This window comes from Actinocrinis sp., from assembly GCF_035650855.1.
Lineage (GTDB): Bacteria > Actinomycetota > Actinomycetes > Streptomycetales > Catenulisporaceae > Actinocrinis.
Genome location: NZ_DASRGV010000208.1, coordinates 1 through 16,976, shown reverse-complemented (window position 1 = coordinate 16,976; position 16,976 = coordinate 1). Strand labels below are relative to the sequence as shown.

At 69.2% G+C, this 16,976-nt stretch carries 16 protein-coding genes; 7 read left to right on the top strand and 9 right to left on the bottom strand.

The window, feature by feature from the left end; genetic code table 11:
* Nucleotides 1-553 (top strand): ATP-binding protein (locus VFB40_RS14970; RefSeq protein WP_324851088.1); only part of this gene is annotated, 553 nt, incomplete at its 5' end.
* A 100-nt stretch (nucleotides 554-653) separates the two neighbouring features.
* Here the strand turns inward: VFB40_RS14970 and VFB40_RS14965 are convergent.
* The 4 genes from VFB40_RS14965 to VFB40_RS14950 form a co-directional block, all read right to left on the bottom strand.
* Entirely contained in the window at nucleotides 654-1,667 is a 1,014-nt protein-coding gene (locus tag VFB40_RS14965; RefSeq protein ID WP_324851086.1) for an inorganic phosphate transporter, read from the bottom strand.
* Between the two features lie 4 nt (nucleotides 1,668-1,671).
* A complete protein-coding gene (locus VFB40_RS14960) occupies nucleotides 1,672-2,292 on the bottom strand; it encodes a DUF47 domain-containing protein (RefSeq protein ID WP_324851084.1) in 621 nt (206 codons plus the stop codon).
* Nucleotides 2,293-2,642: 350 nt separating this feature from the next.
* Nucleotides 2,643-2,897 (bottom strand): hypothetical protein, encoded by a 255-nt coding sequence (locus tag VFB40_RS14955; protein WP_324851082.1) that lies wholly within the window; start codon nucleotides 2,895-2,897, stop codon nucleotides 2,643-2,645.
* A gap of 226 nt (nucleotides 2,898-3,123) precedes the next feature.
* Nucleotides 3,124-3,975, bottom strand: coding sequence for a hypothetical protein (locus tag VFB40_RS14950; RefSeq protein WP_324851080.1), 852 nt, complete (start codon nucleotides 3,973-3,975; stop codon nucleotides 3,124-3,126).
* 122 nt (nucleotides 3,976-4,097) lie between these two features.
* Here VFB40_RS14950 and VFB40_RS14945 point away from each other — a divergent pair, with 122 nt between their 5' ends.
* Entirely contained in the window at nucleotides 4,098-5,003 is a 906-nt protein-coding gene (locus VFB40_RS14945; RefSeq protein ID WP_324851078.1) for an NAD-dependent epimerase/dehydratase family protein, read from the top strand.
* A gap of 69 nt (nucleotides 5,004-5,072) precedes the next feature.
* Here VFB40_RS14945 and VFB40_RS14940 read toward each other — a convergent pair whose 3' ends face one another.
* Complete coding sequence (locus VFB40_RS14940; protein ID WP_324851075.1) at nucleotides 5,073-6,101, bottom strand: C40 family peptidase; 1,029 nt, start codon at nucleotides 6,099-6,101, stop codon at nucleotides 5,073-5,075.
* Nucleotides 6,102-6,370: 269 nt separating this feature from the next.
* Here VFB40_RS14940 and VFB40_RS14935 point away from each other — a divergent pair, with 269 nt between their 5' ends.
* From VFB40_RS14935 to VFB40_RS14915, 5 genes are all read left to right on the top strand, one after another.
* Nucleotides 6,371-6,679, top strand: coding sequence for a DUF8827 family protein (locus VFB40_RS14935; protein ID WP_211464882.1), 309 nt, complete (start codon nucleotides 6,371-6,373; stop codon nucleotides 6,677-6,679).
* Between the two features lie 341 nt (nucleotides 6,680-7,020).
* A complete protein-coding gene (locus tag VFB40_RS14930; protein WP_324851073.1) occupies nucleotides 7,021-7,854 on the top strand; it encodes a DUF8175 domain-containg protein in 834 nt (277 codons plus the stop codon).
* Nucleotides 7,855-7,858: 4 nt separating this feature from the next.
* Nucleotides 7,859-9,184: a hypothetical protein gene (locus VFB40_RS14925; RefSeq protein WP_324851071.1), complete on the top strand. Its 1,326-nt coding sequence runs from the start codon at nucleotides 7,859-7,861 to the stop codon at nucleotides 9,182-9,184.
* The gene (locus VFB40_RS14920) at nucleotides 9,175-10,704 is read left to right on the top strand and encodes an SCO6880 family protein (protein ID WP_414642093.1); all 1,530 of its coding nucleotides are present in this window, start codon (nucleotides 9,175-9,177) and stop codon (nucleotides 10,702-10,704) included. Before VFB40_RS14925 ends, VFB40_RS14920 begins: the two co-directional genes overlap by 10 nt.
* Nucleotides 10,705-10,707: 3 nt before the next feature.
* A complete protein-coding gene (locus VFB40_RS14915; protein WP_324851067.1) occupies nucleotides 10,708-12,405 on the top strand; it encodes an ATP-binding protein in 1,698 nt (565 codons plus the stop codon).
* Between the two features lie 114 nt (nucleotides 12,406-12,519).
* Here the strand turns inward: VFB40_RS14915 and VFB40_RS14910 are convergent, their stop codons facing one another.
* The 4 genes from VFB40_RS14910 to VFB40_RS14895 form a co-directional block, all read right to left on the bottom strand.
* Nucleotides 12,520-12,708, bottom strand: a complete 189-nt coding sequence (locus VFB40_RS14910; RefSeq protein WP_324851065.1) for a hypothetical protein — start codon at nucleotides 12,706-12,708, stop codon at nucleotides 12,520-12,522.
* Between the two features lie 148 nt (nucleotides 12,709-12,856).
* A complete protein-coding gene (locus VFB40_RS14905; protein ID WP_324851063.1) occupies nucleotides 12,857-13,870 on the bottom strand; it encodes an NUDIX domain-containing protein in 1,014 nt (337 codons plus the stop codon).
* 12 nt (nucleotides 13,871-13,882) lie between these two features.
* On the bottom strand, nucleotides 13,883-14,935 hold the full coding sequence (locus VFB40_RS14900) for a CHAD domain-containing protein (protein ID WP_324851061.1): 1,053 nt from the start codon (nucleotides 14,933-14,935) through the stop codon (nucleotides 13,883-13,885).
* A 151-nt stretch (nucleotides 14,936-15,086) separates the two neighbouring features.
* Nucleotides 15,087-16,976 (bottom strand): RNA degradosome polyphosphate kinase (locus tag VFB40_RS14895; protein ID WP_324851059.1); only part of this gene is annotated, 1,890 nt, incomplete at its 5' end.

Genomic DNA, 16,976 nt, shown 5'->3' with positions numbered 1-16,976 from the left:
CGCCCCGCGCTCGGCCGAACGACAGACGCCGCGCCGGATCGGCCCGGTGGACCTGGTGCGCGACGAACTGCTGGCCGGCATGGACCTGCCCGCCGACCACGACGACGACGTGGCGCTGCTGGTCGTGCACGTGCCGCGCTGGCAGGGCGAGCGCGCCGAGCTGTTCCGCTCCGCCGGGATCGACCTGGTCGGCGGCACCGAGATCGCCGCGCACGCCCGCGCCTTCGCCTCCGGAGTGCTGCGCAGCTGGCATGTCGGCGAGGACCTGTGCGACACCGGCGTGCTTGCGGTCAGCGAGCTGGTGGCCAACGCGGCGATCCACGGCAGGCCGCCGGTCCGGCTCCGGCTGCGCCGCACCGACCGCAGGCTGATCGTGGACGTCTCAGACGGCGACGATCACCTGCCGCGGCGGCGCCTGGCCAACGACACCGACGAGGACGGCCGCGGTATCGGCATCGTCGCCGCGCTCGCCTCCTCCTGGGGCGCGCGGCAGCTGGACGCCGGCAAGTCGGTGTGGTGCGAGTTCGCGCTGCCCTCGGCTGCAGTCCGATGAGATGTCAGTCCCAAGAACCGGACACGAACCGAATCAGCAGCTGAGTACATGATCCACGTGAAACAACGTCAACTCAGCCTGTTGCCACCCGATCGGCGGCTTAGCCGAAGATCGCGTGCACGATCTCGTAAGCCAGCGCCCCGCACGCTCCCGCCGCCGGGATCGTCATGCACCAGGCGTAGACGATGTTCTTCGCGACGCCCCAGCGCACCGCGTTCTTCCCGCTGGTCGCGCCGGCTCCCATGATCGAGCCGGTGATGATGTGCGTCGTGGAGACCGGCGCGGGATAGATGAAGGCGGTGAAGTAGAGCACCAGCGAGGCCACCGTCTCGGATGCGAAGCCGCGCGGCGGGTCGAGCTCGATGATGCGGCGGCCGAGCGTGCGCATGACCCGCCAGCCGCCCGCGTAGGTGCCCAGCGAGATCGACAGCGCCGCCGTGAGCAGCACCCACCACGGCACCGGGCTGTTGTTGTTCGCGTGACCTCCGGCGATCAGCGCGAGCATCACCACGCCCATGGTCTTCTGCGCGTCCTGGATGCCGTGTCCCAGCGCCATTCCCGCGGCCGACACGGTCTGCGCCATGCGGAACCCGCGGGTGACCGGGCCGGGTCGGCGGTGCCGGAACGCCCACAGGATGCCGATCATCACGGCGAAGGACAGCAGGAATCCGACCACCGGCGAGATGAGCATCGGCAGCACGACTTTGCTCCACACCCCGTCCCAGTGCACGGTGAGACCGGCCGCGAGGCCCGCGCCCACCATGCCGCCGATCAGCGCGTGCGAGCTGGAGGACGGCAGGCCGAAGTACCAGGTGATCAGGTTCCACGCGATCGCGCCGATCAGCAGCGCGAAGACCACCACCAGGCCGTTGGTGCCGTGCGCCGGCGTGCCGATGATGCCCTTGACGATGGACTTGGTCACCCCGCCGCCGAGCTGGAGGCCGACGTAGGCGCCGACCAGGTTCATGATCCCCGCCATCACCAGCGCGACCCGCGGAGTGAGCGCCCGCGTGGAGACCGAGGTGGCGATCGCGTTGGCCGAGTCGTGGAACCCGTTGGTGTAGGCGAACCCGAGGGCGACCACGATGACCGTGATCAGGCCGAGCGTCTGCACGGTCTCAGGACTCCTTGACCGTGATCGTCTCGATCGCGTTGGCCACGTGCTCGAAGTTGTCCGCCGCGGTTTCCAGGTTCTCGACGATCTCCCGCAGCTTCATCACCGTGATCGCGTCGTACTCGCCGGAGAACAGGTGCGCCAGCAGCTTGCGGTAGACCTGGTCGGCCTGGTTCTCCAGCCGGTTGATCTCGATCCAGTACTCGGTCAGGTCCTTCATGGAGCGCAGCCGCGGCATCGCCTCCGCGGTCAGGTCCGCCGCGCGCACCAGCACGTCCACCTGATCGGCGACGCCGGGTGGCAGCGTCTCCACCTGATAGAGCGTGGCCAGGTCGACCGCCGCCTCCATCGCGTCCATCACGTCGTCGAGCCGGCCGGCGAGTTGATAAATGTCCTCGCGGTCGAAAGGCGTGATAAACGAAGAGTTCAACTGGCGGTAGATCGCGTGGGTAACCTCATCGCCGGCGTGCTCCGCATCGCGCATCCGCTCGGCGATGACTGCACGCCCGGATTTGTCGGTGCCCAGCAGCTCGGTAAGCAGAGCGGCTCCGACGACCAGGTTGTCCGCCGCCTTGGCGAACAGGTCGTAGAAGCTGGTCTCCTTCGGGGTCAGACGCAGGCGCACTGGGCACTCCGGGCAGGTGTGGGTCGGGTTCTTCCCGCTCCGAAAGCCGGTCGGCGCACAGATCCGCAGCTAACGCGGATCAAGCCGGACCGGCTGGAGCAGTGGCACCGGAACTGCTCGGTTCCGTGACCACAAGGATGTTAGACGCTCCGGGCTCGCGATGTGCCGTGTGCGCCCATCCGCGCGCCGCTTCAGCGCTGGGGTGTGGTCCGGCGATCTCGCTGCGTGATCGAAAAGCATTGATCAGGCGAGCTGGAGCCCTGGGAAACCGGGGCGAAACCGGTTGATTCGGTCAATCTGCCTATCGGCCGCTCAGAGTGCGGCACCCACATGGTCGACGACCCGGATCGTCAACAGGATCGGGCCGGCCCCGGGGGCTGCAGACCGAGCGCGGCGTCGATGTCCGCGCGGGAGAGCGGCTTGTCGCTGCGCTGCGCCGCGATGATCAGCTCGGCGTAGAGCTCGATCTCGTCCAGCGCCACCCGGTCGTGGACAGAGGCGGCGCGCAGCGGCCGACCGTGGCCGTGGCTGTGCGCCGATTCGCGGCGCGGCGCCGGATCGTGCAGGGAAGCGGGGGTGTGCTGCGCCGTACGCAATCCGGTCACCTCCTTACCGTCATGGTCATGGCGATCGCCGCGAGGCGGAGTCCCCCGCAGTCTTCCGCTGACCCTTGCCAGCTTAGAGACGGGCCCGAGTGGCGACCATGGCCCGGAAGGGTCATACCCGGCGGTAGCCCACCTAGTTCGGTAAGGCCGTCCGCATGGCCTGGGAGGGGAGGCCGCAGGTGCTCCGCACGGTAAAGCCGGAGTCGAGCGTGCGGCGAGCCGCCGGTTAAGACCGCTTGTGAGTCGCGGACGGGCTCGGTGCGGTAACCGCCAGGTCCGGCGCTGCCGGGGTGGCCACGGTCACCGGCTGATCCAGATCGAACAGGTCCGTGGTTGCGGCGATCTGCACGTCGCCCTTCTGCGGAGCCTCGGCGGGGAACGCAAAGTGCGCCACTACGCGGCGAACCCGGCCCGCGGAGTCGAGGTAGGCGTCGAAGGGGACGCTCTTGTCCGAGAAGGAGTGCGACGCGGCGAGCAGTTCGTCCTTGATCGGGTTCTGCGCCTGGTTCGCCGACTCGGTGAGGTCCAGCGTCCCGGCGTAGTGCGTCACCTTGGTGTCGCGGACCGTCTCTTCCCCGACGTAGTGCACGGCGTCGCTGTTCACCCCGCGCAGCAGCGCGAAGTCGAAGACCGGGCTGGTGTAGCCCGCGCTGATCAGGTCGCCGTCGGGCAGCTTGGTCGCGTCGACCATCTTCCACTTGGCGTCGCCGCCCGACAGGCGCAGGTACAGCGTGCTGGGGGTGATGATCTCGTCGAGCGGGGTCGGGCTCTGCGGGGTCTGCAGCACGATCGCACCGACCTGCCGGTCGAAGTCGAATTCACCCAGACCGGTGAACTGCCGGCTCGCCGCGCCCACGCTCATGGTGACCGAGGTGGCGACTTTGGCGCTGTGAATCTTCGCCGCGTCGGCGGCGGCGTTACGCACCGCCGCGACCGGGTCCGAGGCGACGCTCACCGGAGCCGCGGAGCAGGCCGAAGCGGCCCCCGCCACCGCACCGGCGCTCAGCGCGAGCAGGCTGAGCCGAAGCGCCGCCGAGCGCCCCCATCCGTTTGCCGCCGCTGCGTTCACTCTGGCCACCTCGGGTACTGGATTCATCATGTAGACCGAACGGATGATCCGTTTCCGGATTCGTCCTCCCCAACGACCCGGATGGAGGATGGTTACGGAAGAACCGGTCGCGACCAGGAGGGTGCTGACGGATGCGAGTGTTCGTTGCGGGAGCGACCGGTGTGCTCGGAACCGCGGCGGTCCGACGGCTCGTTTCCAGTGGTCACGAGGTCACCGGGATAGCTCGAGGCAGCGACAAGCGCAGAGCCCTGCACACGCTCGGCGCCAACGCGGTCGAGGTGGACCTCTTCGACGCTAAGACGATGCGCGCGGCCATCGAAGGGCACGATGTCGTGTGCAACTTGGCCACGCACATCCCTACCGGTACCGCGTTCATGCGGCGCTCGTCGTGGCGGGAGAACGACCGCATCCGCTCGGAAGGCAGCGCCGTCTTGGCCAAGGCCGCGGCTGACTGCGGCGCGCTGAGACTGATCCAGGAGTCTGTCGCGTACGTGTACGCCGACGCCGGCCAGGAGTGGATCACCGAGCAGTCGCCGCTCGACCAGCACCCGATGATCCGGTCATCGATTACGGCCGGCGAGAACGCGATGGGCTTCGCCGACCAGTACCGCTTCGCGGTGGTGCTCCGCTTCGGCGCGTTCTACGGCGACGACGCCCTCACCCACTGGCAGCTTGACCGGGTACGTAAGGGCAAGCCGGTGCTGCTTGGAGACCCGGAGGGCTACGTCTCGCCGATCACGATCGAGGACGCTGCGGGCGCGGTGGTCGCCGCGCTGGCCGCCCCGACCGGTGTCTACAACGTCGCCGCGCAGCCGGTGCACCGGAGCGAGTGGGCGCGTGCGCTGGCCACGGCGGCCGGCGTGGACGGCTCGGCGCGCTTCGTCTCCGGTCTGACCCGCGCGTTACTCGGCTCGAAGGCCGAGGTCAACGCTCGCTCGCTGCGCATCTCGTCAGACGCCTTCCACGCCGCGACCGGCTGGCGTGCCCGCACCGAGTTGGCCGAAGGCTTCGCCCCGGCCGTCAAGGTCGTGCACTGAGGGTCCGCGAAGCGCGCGAGCAGGGTCCGCATTCGTCCGCATAAGCGGCATTCGCGACGGTGCGGGCCCTCAGGAGGTAGCGCCGGCCGCACCCGTCGTGCTCTGACCCACCGGCCACTGCGGTACCTGCGCGTAGGGCCGTACCGCGCCGATGTACCCGCCGAAGTTGTCGACCGGGTCGAAGCGGATCGTCGCGCCGGTGTGCGGCGCGTCGATCATCGCATCGCCGCCGACGTAGATGCCCACGTGATGAATCGTCGAGGGATCGTTCACGTCGTAGGCGAAGAAGACCAGGTCACCGGGGCGCAACTGACTGCGCGGCACATGCGGGCCCGCATACCACTGGTCGGCCGCGACGCGTGGGATCTTCACGCCGACGCTCGCGTACGCAGCCTGAGTCAGGCCGGAACAGTCGAACTCACCATGCTCTGCGACGGTGCCGGTACCGCCCCACAGGTACGGGGTACCGAGCCGGTCGTATGCGAAGGCGATCGCGCGGACCGCGACGTCGCTCGTCGCCACGGTGCCGGACGGGGCACTGAAGGCCTTCTCCAGAATCCGGATATTCTTCACATAGTTCTGCGTTTCGGCGATCGAGGGCACGCCACCGGCCGCGAGAACCGCGCCGGGCCCCGCGTTGTACGCCGCGAGCATGTTGTCGATCTGGTCACCCGGCGTCTTCGCGACCTGCCGGGCCAGCGCGCAGTCGTAGCGGGCCGCGGCCGGGATCGCGTCGGCCGGATTGAAGATGTCCTGCTTGCCGTCACCATCGTGCGGCGAAGACCAGTTCGGCCAGGTACCCGGCATGAACTGGGCGATGCCTTCCGCGCCCGCGGGCGAGACCGCCTTGGGGTCGAACGCGCTCTCCTGGTAGAGCTGCGCGGCCAGCAGTGGCGCGCTCAGCTGGGAGCAAGCCGTTCCCGCGCTCTCAATCAGCGACGCGTACGCGGCGGGCACCGTACCGGTCGCCAGCGAGGCCTGCGCCGCCTGGAGTTCCGAGCCGCTGATGCCTACCGCGACCATCGCTACCGCACCGACGATCAGGAAGGGAACCAGCAGCGTGCCTGTCAGGATCCAGATCCAACGGCGTCCTGGCATCGCGGCTTGCCTCCCCTCCACATCGCACCGCAAAGCGCCCAGGTCAGTCAGGCTGGCGCGTCCCAGGTACAGGCGCGGCGGCGAGCCCTATGATAGGTGCGGTGGTGATGGCGCGTCAGTCTTCGCACTTCAGAACCACGTGCTCCTGTTCGAGTTCACAAAACACCCCCATACTGGCAACACTGGACGACAACGACCGACCCGAGGACCGGGGGTGCAGCGTGCTGACTCTTCTTACGACACTGCCCGCCCACGCCGAGTGGCACACACTGCTGCCTGCGGCCAGCGGCGGGAACATCAATACGATCATCGGGGGGATTGCTCCGGACTGGGGCCCCTTCGGTAAGGTCGGCCAACAGGCCCGCGTGATGATCGAGGTCATCATGGCCGCAGCCATCCTGCTCTGCCTCGGCATCGCCATCTGGGGCGCGGCCAAGCAGCGCATCGGCGCGACCGCGCTGCGCGACTCCTTCAGCGCGGAGCAGGGCAAGGGCCTGATCGTGGCCGGGCTCACCGGCGTCTTCATCATCGGCTCGCTCGGCACGCTGTTCACCATCGTCTACGGCATGGCGATCTGACTCGTGACTGAGGCGGTGGTGCGGCGCGCGCCCGCGCGTCGGGCCGAACCGGCTGCGGCCGGGGCGGCACGGCGAGTGGCGCCGGGGTGGGCGACGCACGCGAAGGACCACCTGCGGGCCCGAGCGGGAAGCGCTCAGATCGGCCCGAGGACCAGCCCGACGACCGGGCCACGGATCGGCCCAGGTATCGGTCCAGGGTCCCAACGGCTGACGCGCGGCGTCTCTTTGGCGTGTACGGCGGTTCAACCGGTGCCGGTTCCGGTGACACTGGTTTCCATATCCAGTAGGGGTGAGGCCTGATGGCCCGCCCCTGGAGCCGAGCCGATCGAGGGTCATACGCATTGGACACTGCGCAGAGCACGCCCGAAGCGCGCACGCGTGTCAAGTTGCCGCCCGACCCCTACCGGGACGACGAGCCGAGGCCGGGCCGCGGCCGCCGGCCGCTCGTCCTGTTGGCCGCGCTGGTCGCCCTGGTCGCTGCCATCACGATCGTCAACCGCAGCACCCATCACTCGGGCGGCTCACCGACGGCCGACCAGTCCACCGCCGCCTCCAACGCGTCGAACCCCGCCGCGAACCCCACCGGCCCGGTGACCTCACAGTTCGACAGCAGCGGCCTGCCCGGCAACACCGCCGACGGCGTGCCGATCGGGTACCCACACACCGCGAGGGGCGCCGAATCGGCCGCGGCCAACTACGTCGTCGCGTACTCGTCCTCGGCGATGATCAACCCGACGGAGCGGCACAAACTGATCGACGCGATCGCGGACCCGGTCATAGCGTCCGACCTGCAGACGCAACTCGATACGGCGTACACGCAGGTCGACAACAGCCTGGGACTGTCCGCGGACGGCGTACCGCCCTCCGGACAGACCTTCGTACAGCGAAGCGCCCCGGTCGGCGTGACGTTGGTCAAGAGCAGCAGTAACGACGCGACCGTCTCGGTGTGGACCGTCACCCTCTCCGGCCTGGCCGGTCAGGGGTCGACGCACCCGGTCGTCGAGAACTGGTCGACGATCACCGTCACCCTGCGCTGGACCGGTGGCGACTGGAAGTGGGTCTCGTTCGCGTCCGCCGACGGCCCGGTGCCGACCAGCGGCCAGCAGGTCGTCTCCGGCGGCCAGGATCTGCAGAAGGCAGTCAACCAGTTCGGGGGGTTGCGCTATGCCCGCTAGCTCGATGATCCACACGGCCGGCGACGCCTGCGCGCTGCTGTCCGGCTCGCTGAAACAGGCCTGCGAGAACACCCGCACCCTGGTCGGCGGGGGTTCCGGCGGCACCAGCAGCAATGCCAATGGAGGCGGTACCGGCGGCGCGTCGACCGCCTCGCTGCTCTCCGACCCGGTCGGCTCGATCGCGCACGACTGCGCGCAGGCGGCCGCCTCGGTCATCAAGGCGGTCTCCGGGGTGGTCGACGGCGTCACCAACGTCGACTTCACCAACTCCGGGTTCCTCACCCAGTACGCGATCGTGTTCGCCGCCTCCGCGATCCTGACCGTGGTGCTGTGGCTGCTCGCGGTGGTCAAGCGGGCCGTGCACGGCGAGTCGATCGTGACGGCGCTGTCCCAGGCCACCGGCTACCTCTGGCTCGCCGTCGGCGCGTCCGCGTTCACGCCGGTGATCCTCTACGGCATGGTCCGGGTGACCGACTCGGTGACCAGCGCGATCGGCTCGGGCACCGCGAAGGACACGAACAACTTCCTGACCTCCTTCGCGAACACCCTCGATCCGCCGAACGGGCAGACCGCGAACCTCGGCGGCGGCCCGATCCTGCTGATCTTCATCTCCATCATCGCGATGATCGCCGCCGCGGTGCTCTGGGTCGAGCTGCTGATCAGGGCCGCGATGCTGTACGTCGGCGCCGCGCTGGCCGCCGCCGTGTACGCGGGGCTGGTGGACAAGTCGCTCTGGCACCACATCAGGCGCTGGGCCGGGATGATGATCGCAGTGGACCTCGCCAAACCGGTGATCGTCATCGTGCTCGGATTAGCCACCGCCATCTCCGGCGGCAACACCGGCCAGGGCTCCTTCGGCTCGGTGCTCTCCGGCCTGGCCATCATGCTGCTCTCGATCTTCGCCTCCGGCCTGATCTTCCGCTTCGTGCCGAACTTCGGCGACGACATGCTGGCGATCAACAGCGCTCGCGGCGCAGACGCCCCCGCCGAAGCTGCCGCGGGTTCGATGGACGGCCCGGCCTCGCGGATGCGGCAGGGCATCGCCGCGCACGCCGGCCGTAGCGGCAGCCCGATCGGCGCCAACCCGATGGCCGGCCCGGCCGTCGCAGCCCTCGGCATGACCGCAGGCGTCGCGGCCCACGGCGCACGCGCGGCCGTACGGCTCACGACCACACGTGGCGCGGGTTCGGGCGGCGGAACACCGCCGGTGCCTCCTCCGCCCTCTCCGCCGCCACCCGCGCCCGCGTTGCCGCGCGACGGCGGCGGGCGCGGTGCGGATGCGGTACGAGGTGCCCGCGGCGCTGACGGCGGACGCGGAGGATCGGCGTGACGGCAGAGGGCTTCGAACGCCGTCGCTCGTTCCTGATCGGCAAGGCCAAGCCGAACGCGATCGTCGGGCGCAACCGGGAGACCGGCGAGCTGGCCGTGCTCGTGGTCGCTTGCGCGCTGGCGATGATCGCGGCCTTCGTGGTCCCCACCCTCTTCCTCAAGATTCTGATGATCATCGGACTGCCGGCCGCCGGCGCAGCGGTGATCTTCCTGCCGTACCGCAAGCGCACGCTGTACCGCTGGTTCGAGATCGACCGCAGCTACCGGCGCCTGCTGCGCTCCGGCAGCGCGCGGTACGCCTCGGCCGCAGTCGAGGCGGGGACCCGGCTCGGCGGCCTGGAACTGCCGATCCCGACCCCGCCCGGCATCGGCCGGGTGCGCTGGCTGACCGCCAACTTCGGCCCGGACAAGCTCGCGGTGCTGATGCACCTGGACCGCAGCATGGTCACCTGCACGCTGGAGATCGAGGGACCCGGCGTCGGGTCGCGCGATGCCGAGGACCAAGAGGCGCTGGTCGACCGGTTCGGCACGCTGCTGCGGCACGTGGCCAACGGCGACGGCTTCGTGACCCGGCTTCAGATGCTCGCCCGGACCCTCCCGGCCGACCCGGACGCGCATGCCAAGGACGTGCTCAAGCGCGGAAATCCCGAGGCGGCCCAGTGGCTGCGTGACTCGTACGACCATCTGCTCTCGATGGTCTCCACCTCCAGCGAGCAGCACCGCGCGTACCTCACCGCGTCGATGCCCTACACCCGCGAGCTGGCCAACGAGGCGCGAGTGATGGCCGGAGGCGCGGACCCCGACCACGGCCTCTGCGTCATCATGGTGCGTGAACTGACCGATATCTGCGCACGGCTGGCCGACGCCGACATTAAGGTACGCAGGCCGCTCGACGTGCCCGCGCTCTCCTCCCTCGTGCACTCCATGTACGACCCCGAGCACCCGATCGACCACACGGACGCGATGGGCGAGCGCGATGCCTGGCCGGCCGAGTTCGACGGTTCCTCGCCGCTGTTCCTGCGCGCCAAGACCCGCGAGTCGGCCACCAGCGAGCCGTGGTGCCACGCCACCGCCTGGGTCCGCGAGTGGCCGCTGACGCCCGTCACGGTCAACTTCCTCGCTCCGCTGCTGGTCCACACCCCGGACGTCATCCGCACGGTCGCGGTGACCATGGACCTGGAGCCGACCGAGGTCGCGATCGAGCGGATGCTGACCGAGAAGGTGAACGTCGACGCGGAGGACCGCCGCCAGGCCAAGCTCGGCCGGATCGACGACCCGCGCGAGCGGGCCCACTCCTCCCGCGTCGACCTGCGCGGTGAGGACCTGGCCGCGGGCGCGGCCGGGGTGAACCTGGTCGGCTACATCACCGTCTCCTCGCGCTCGCCGGAGGCCCTGTCCAGGGACAAGCGCACGATCCGCGCGTCCGCGGGCAAGTCCTTCCTCAAGCTCGAATGGTGCGACCGGGAACACCACCGCGCCTTCCTCAATACCTTGCCATTCGCGACCGGCGTGCGGAGGTAGCCGATGGCCCGTGGAAGCCTCACCGACCTGCTTGCCGAAGCCTTCACCACGGTGCTCTTCGGAAAGAAGGAGACCGCCCGGCTGCCGGTGCGCACCTCGACCAACCAGGCCGAGGCCATCTACCTGCCGACCGCCGCCCCCGGGCTCGGCGACTCCGGTGTGATCATCGGTCGCGAGGTCTACAGCGGCAAGGGCTACATCTACGACCCGTTCCAGCTCTACGGCCAGCAGCTGCCCGCCCCGCACTGGCTGGTGCTCGGCGAGTCCGGCAACGGCAAGTCCTCGCTGGAAAAGACCTACGTGCTGCGCCAGCTGCGGTTCAAGGACCGCCAGGTGGTCGTCCTGGACGCGCAGGGCGAGGACGGCGTCGGCGAGTGGAACCGGATAGCCGAAGCGATAGGGGTCACCCCGATCCGGCTCGACCCGCACCACCGCAGCGGCTCCGGCGTCCGGCTCAATCCGCTCGACCCCGCGATCACCCTCACCGGCCAGCTGGCGCTGCTGCGCACCATCATCGAGGTCGCACTCGGGCATCCCCTGGACGAGCGATCCGGTTACGCACTCAAGGCTGCACACGCCACCGTGCGTGCCGACTCGCTGCGCGCGGGAGAGCAGCCGATCCTGCATGACATCGTCGAGGCGCTGCGTGAACCGAAGCCCGCGGCGGCCGAGGAGATGAACGTCGGCATCGACGAGGTGCGTGACTGGGGCCTGGACGTGGCGCTGGTGCTCGACCGCCTCGTCGACGGCGACCTGGCCGGCATGTTCGACGGCCCAACGACCACAGGCATCGACCTGGACTCCCCGCTGATCGTCTTCGACCTGTCCACGATCGACCGCAACTCGATCGCCATGCCGATCCTGATGGCGATCGTCGGGGTGTGGCTGGAGCACACCTGGATCAGACCGGACCGCAAGAAGCGCATCTTCCTGGTCGAAGAGGCCTGGCACATCATCAACTCGCCAAGCGTCGCGCAGCTGTTCCAGCGGCTGCTCAAGTTCGGCCGCCGCCTCGGCCTCTCGTTCGTGGCGGTCGTCCACCACCTCTCCGACGTGGTGGACGGGGCGGCCGCCAAGGAGGCCGCGGCGATCCTGAAGATGGCCTCCACCAGAACGATCTACATGCAGAAGTCGGACGAGGCACGCGCGACCGGCCGAGTCCTCGGCCTGCCGCGATGGGCAGTGGAGATCATCCCCACGCTGTCGCCAGGCATCGCGGTCTGGGACGTCAACGGCGACGTGCAGGTGGTCAAGCACATCGTCACCGAGTACGAGCGCCCGCTGGTGTACACGGACCGCGCGATGACCGAATCCTCGGCGGCTGCAGCTGGGGAAGACGACGCAGGCGAAGACGAGCTGCCCCTCGCCTTCATCGAGCGCAAGGCACTCCCCGCCGGACGCACGAACGGTTCCCGCCGCCCGGCCGGCGCGCTCATGCCCGCCGGCGGCAGTGGTGGAATGAGCAGCAGTGGCGGCACCGGTGGCAATAGCGGCAACGGTGGCATTGGCAGCAGCGGCGGCAATAGCAGCGGCGGCAGCAGTGGCATTGCGGCCGATGGGAGTGGCGACAACGGCAACAACAGCGACGGTGGCCACGGAAGGCATTCGGGCCCGCGTGCACCGGAAGACCCCGACCTGACGGCCATCGCGGCTGCCGTGTTCGGCCCGCGCGCGAGCAACCCGAGCCAGGCGCCAAAGTAACCTCCGCGCAACCTGCCATCTAGTCGGCTTCGTGCGTCCATCCGATTATCTGAACCGATAATCGGATGGACGGATCGGCGGATGACGCGGGCGAGGGGCGCCGGGCGAGGCGTGTCAGTCCGCGCGCTTTTCGCATGGCCAGGTGCGGCCGCACAGGCAGTAGTCGGGTCCGTTCGCGATGGCGACCAGGCCGTGCATCGCGTGCAGCGTCTCGGCCGCCGCGCGGTACGCGTCCGTGGTCTGCGGCGCGGCGCAGGTCTCCGTGGTCGAGCGTTTGCCGTCGTACAGGACTGTGCCGTGCATGCGGACTCCTGAAGCAGTGGCTGCGACATGCGGTCTCAGTCAGTCCAACGAGCAACCATTGTTCCCGTCACGGTATTCAGGACCGATCATCTGACGAGTACTCAGTACCATTACGTATCTGCGCCAATGCCCGATCGTGCCCCGAATGTCACGGCTTTAACCGGTCTACCGCGACCAGGCGCGGGGCTTCTGCCTCGCCTGCTCCAGGCGTCACGTGCAGGATCCAGCCGCGGCCCGGCTTGAGTCGCCCGCCGCTTCGATCCGCGCCGAGCAGCCGGTCGACCTGCCGCTTCGACCACGCTCGGCCGTTCATCGACCGAGGCGCCGCCTGCTCCTCGGCGGCCTCGTCGAGCACCGACGCCAGCATGCTGTCGAGCACTTCGCGGTGCGAGCAGACCAGCGCCGGCTCGCCCTTCGTGATCAGGGCGCGCAGCCATGACGCGGCTGCCTCGTGATCAGCTGCGTGTGCCTCTTCGGAGAGCGTCGCCTCGGTATTTATGATCGTCTGCTGTTTTCGCGCAAACGGCCGAACCGTGTCGACGCATCGCACCGCCGGCGACGTGATGACCTGCAACGCTCCGAAGCATGGCAGCACACTGGACAGGATTTCCGACTGCCAGTGCCCCACCGCCGCCAGCGGCCTGATCTGATCGTCGGGGTATTCCGGGCCTCGCTTTTCCGCCGTGCCATGGCGCAGGAGCACGATCGGCACCGTGTCGACCCGCGCGCGCATGAAGGATGCGAGCACGGTCGCGTCGAGCGGTCTGGTCAAGCGGTCCAGCGCTGCTTGCGGTCGCAGCCAGTCGATCTGGTCCACCTCGTGGTTGGGCTGGAACGCGGCGTCCTCGTCGCTCTCCGGCAGCGCCCGGCCAGCCCAGTACCGCACCCGCTTGGTTCCGCCGAGGACGCGGTAACTGATCGACGGCAGCCTGCGGCCGAGCACCACTCGCCTGCCGGTCTCCTCGAAGACCTCACGTACCGCAGTGAGCACCGTGTGCTCGCCGTGATCGACCTTCCCCTTCGGCAGCGACCAGTCGTCGTAGCGGGGGCGGTGGATCAGCGCCACCTCAAGGCCGGCCGGCCCCTGCCGCCACAACACAGCCCCGGCAGCGTGCACCGGTTTGCCCGAGGTCACAGCCGGGCGGGAGTACGTCAATGCCATCGCCTTGAGTCGTTACCCTTCCAGCCACGCGCGCAGACCCGGGTCTGCGGCCTGACGCCACACCGTGGGGAAAGCAAGCCGAGAGCGCAGGATCGCGGCGCGCGATTCGCCGAGCAGCCGGCCGAGCACGAAGCCCGTAGGCGCGGCGATGCGCGGAGTCCGTGCGGCGCGTATCAAGACGGCCGACGCGACGCTGGCGTCTTGCTGGGCGCCGAGTTCCTCCGTGATCACGGCCATCGCATCCGCAAGCTGCGCGGCCGGCTGCCCAGCCACCGGTACGCACACCTCGGCTGCGTAACGACAGCGCTTGGCGGCGATACGCAGGCGATGCCACAGCTCGTCGGTCGGATCGTCGGCCAGGAGTTCCTTCGCATTCTGCTTGCGCGGGTCGGGCAGCGCCGCGACGCGGCGTTCGACCGTCGAGAAAGCATGCGCGACAAGCGGGTACAGCACCTCGGGCGCTGGCGAGCGCGCCTCCGGCTTACTCGGCATCGTCTCTGGAGCGATCGCCAACTGGTCCGCGAGCGCGTGGAATCGCGGTCCGGCGAGCGCAGCGAGAGTCGCCTCATGAGCCGCTGCGTATTCGCGATGCAGCATTCGATCAAGCAGCGTTCGGGCTCGTACCGCGCCCGACGACTCGTCAGCCAACCCGTCGAGCGCCTTCAGCAGCTGCGTGCGGACCACCTCGACATCCCGCTCCGGCGAGACGATCTGGGTGAACTCGGCGATCCGCGTCGCCAGCTCGTCCGCCCATGCGCCGTCCATAAGGGGACGATAGGTCCGCAGCAGCGACCGGGAGCGACGGCACGCGACACGAATCCGGTGCGACGCCTCCGGCTTGCCGTCGCGCAGTCGCGGCAGCTGGGTCAGGAACGCGGTGCTCTGGGCGCCGAGGTAGCCGCGCAGCACGTCGAGGGCCGCCGGGACGGGATGAACCGCCCCGGCCGGAGGATGCGCGGCTGCGGCTCCCTCGGGCTGTTCCTCAATGCTCTGCTCGCCCGGCCGCTGTGCAGCCCGCTCGCCCCGCTGCGCGCCGACGCGCTGTGCTGCTTGCGCTTCAGTCATCAAGACCCCCGCTGAGTCGCCGCCTGAGTGCATTGCCTGGCCGCGCCGCGTACCGCACACGCCTGCTGTGCGTGCCCCGGCGCGGCGTCTCCCCCTCTGACGTGCCACCCCACCCGCGTTGTGTGCTCCTCAGCCGCCCCGAGCGCACCTGTCAGCCCATCCTCGCCCGTCGCGCCGCGAGCAGCTGGTTGCGCGACTCGATGAAGGACTCCTGGACGTCACGCAGCGGCAGGCCGTCCGGCGGCACCCGGCGGGTCCAGTCGCCCAGCGGGCCCAGCTCCCAACAGGCCGCGTCCTCCTCGAAGACCGTGTCGATCATGCTCGACAGCTCGCGCCGGTGCGCCGGATCGGTCAGCTGCACCAGGGCCTCGACCCGCCGGTCCAGGTTGCGGTGCATCATGTCGGCCGAGCCGATCCACACCTCCGGCGGCTCGCCGGCGACGCGGCCGGCCGGTGACGCGGGCGCCTCCTGCCCGAACACGAAGATCCGCGAGTGCTCCAGGAACCGGCCGAGCACACTGCGGACCCTGATGTTCTCGGACAGCCCCGGCACGCCCGGGCGCAGCGCGCACATTCCGCGCACCACGACGTCGATCTTCACGCCCGCCTGCGAGGCCTCGTAGAGAGCGTCGATGATCGCCTCGTCCACCAGCGAGTTCATCTTCAGCCGGATCCGCGCGGTCTTGGCGGCCCCGCGCCGGCCGGCCCCCATCTTCTCCCGCTCCCGGTCGATCCGCTCGATCAGCGCCTCGCGCAGCCCGTTCGGCGCGGTCAGCAGGCGGCGGTAGGAGATCGTGCGCGAGTAGCCGGAGAGCCGGTTGAACAGGTGCGTAAGGTCCTCGCCGACCTGTGGGTCCGCGGTCAGCAGGCCGAGGTCCTCGTACTGGCGCGCCGTCTTCGGGTTGTAGTTACCGGTGCCGATGTGTGCGTAACGCCGCAGCCGGTTGCCCTCAAGCCGAATCACCAGCAGCGACTTGCAGTGCGTCTTAAGGCCCATCAGGCCGTACACGACGTGGCAGCCGGCCTGCTCGAGCTTGCGCGCCCAGACGATGTTGGCGTGCTCGTCGAACCTGGCCTTGATCTCGACGAGGACCAGCACCTCCTTACCCGCCTCCGCCGCATCGACCAGAGCATCCACGATCGGCGAGTCACCGCTGGTGCGGTACAGCGTCATCTTGATCGCACGCACATCCGGGTCGTCCGCGGCCTGCTCCAGGAAGGCCTGGACCGAGGTGGTGAACGAGTCGTACGGATGGTGCAGCAGGATGTCGCGCTGCCGCATCGCCGCGAACACGTCGATCGCGGAGTTCGTCTCGTAGTCGGCCAGATCCCGGTGCAGCGCCGTGGCGAACGGCGGGAACTTCAGCTCCGGCCGGTCCTCGTCGGCGATGGTGAACAAGCCGGTGAGGTCCAGCGGCGCGGGCAACCGGAACACCTCGTTGTCGTTCACGCCCAGCTCGCGGACCAACAGTTCGAGCACCGTCGGGTCGATGGTCTCCTCGACCTCGAGCCGCACCGGCGGGCCGAACCTGCGCCGCACCAGCTCCCGCTCCAACGTCTCCAGCAGGCTCTGCGACTCGTCGCCCTCGACCTCGACGTCCTCGTTCCTGGTCACCCGGAAGGTGTGGTGGCCGAGCACCTCCATGCCATTGAACAGGTGCGGCAGGTGCACCGCTATCAGCTCTTCCAGCGGCATGAACCGGCCGTCGCTCACCTCCACGAAGCGCGGCAGCAGCGGCGGCACCTTGACGCGCGCGAAGTGCTCGTTACCGGTAACCGGATTACGCACCAGCACAGCGAGGTTAAGCGACAGCCCGGAGATGTAAGGGAACGGGTGCGCCGGGTCCACGGCCAGCGGTGTGAGTACCGGGAAGATCCGCTCGCGGAAGAGTGCGTAGAGCTGCTCCTGCTGCGTCGCGTCGAGGTCTCCCCAGCGCAGGATCTCGATGCCCTGCTGCACCAGCTCCGGGCGCAATTGCTCCTGGAAGATCTGCGCGTGCTTGGTCATCAGCACGCGGCTCTCGGCCCAGATCCGCTGCAG